The following is a 1,130-nucleotide window of genomic DNA, read 5'->3' as shown; positions in this document are numbered from 1 at the left end:
ATGTCGTACAATATCTGTTGTACGAAGGAGGGGCCAACATGAACCCGCAAAATAATGATTCCATTGAGGTAATTCGTCACAACAACAAGTCTGGCCCAAGCGGCGATGGATACTCCGATGAGCAGATTATTCACATGTTCATGGCAACCAACATCCATTCCAAATATACGGAACGAAATTACAAGCGGGCTATTGAGCTGTTTCGCCAATTCACCCAGTATAAACCCCTGGGGGAGATTACGTGGCAGGAGATTGAGGTATACAAGCTGGGGCTGATCCAAGGTCTGTGCAGCATCCAAAAAAAACCGCTGGCCCCTGCTACTGTGGCGAGCTTTATCGCCCCCCTACGCTCTTTATACAAGTGGGGGAGCGACCCCAACATCGCGTTGTTCAAGCAAAATCCTACTTCCTGCATACGCATTCCATCGATCCTCATTACGAGCAAAAATCATTATCTGACAAAGCAGGAGGTCGGCAAATTACTGAACGAGCTGCGGAAACAAAGCCTTCGCAATTACTTGATCGGGCTGATCTTTATTTTACTGGGCCTGCGGGTATCGGAGCTTATCAATATTGAATGGGGGCATTTTCACAAGGATGTTTTGGAGGCCTCCACGTGGCTGACGGTGGTGGACGGCAAGGGTGGGAAACAGCGCAGCCTGAAGGTTCCTGAGCAGCTCCAGGAGCTGCTGGTGGAATATAGGCGCAGCCAGGCCCGCTCCCCGCTTGAGCTGCAGCGGACTGGGAGCAGACAGAGAGTTTTTTCATTGACGGTCAGACAGGTTGAGCGCATTATTAAGAACGCAAGCCTGCAGTGCAATCTGGGCAAAAGCCTCACACCTCACTGGCTCAGGCATACCAACGCGACACTGGCTTTATTGTTCGGCGCCTCGCTCCAGCAGGTGCAGGAAACACTGGGTCATTCTCACATCAACACCACGCAAAGATACCTGCATACAGTCGAGCAAATTAAAAAGGCCGCCCCTGATTATGTACAAGATGGGATAAGAGAGTACTTATAGGAAATCAGGAAAATAAAGATTGATTTTATAGTTCTATTTAACTATACTTGTGTATTAGAAGATGAAAATTTTGTAAGAAAGTGTCGTACAACAGATATTGTACGACAT

1 protein-coding gene is annotated in these 1,130 nt (G+C 48.1%); it reads left to right on the top strand.

Features of this window, described 5'->3' with window-relative positions; translation table 11 throughout:
* The first annotated feature begins 38 nt into the window (after positions 1-38).
* The gene (locus WMW72_RS35490; protein ID WP_341420308.1) at positions 39-1,022 is read left to right on the top strand and encodes a tyrosine-type recombinase/integrase; all 984 of its coding nucleotides are present in this window, start codon (positions 39-41) and stop codon (positions 1,020-1,022) included.
* Positions 1,023-1,130 lie beyond the last annotated feature (108 nt).

Source organism: Paenibacillus filicis, assembly GCF_038070315.1.
Taxonomy (GTDB): domain Bacteria; phylum Bacillota; class Bacilli; order Paenibacillales; family NBRC-103111; genus Paenibacillus_G; species Paenibacillus_G filicis.
This window is presented reverse-complemented; position numbering and strand designations above follow the sequence as displayed.

What these genes read in the sequence shown, in the direction of transcription:
- WMW72_RS35490 (WP_341420308.1), top strand. Translation starts at nt 39, where the DNA reads ATGAACCCGCAAAATAATGATTCCATTGAGGTAATTCGTCACAACAAC.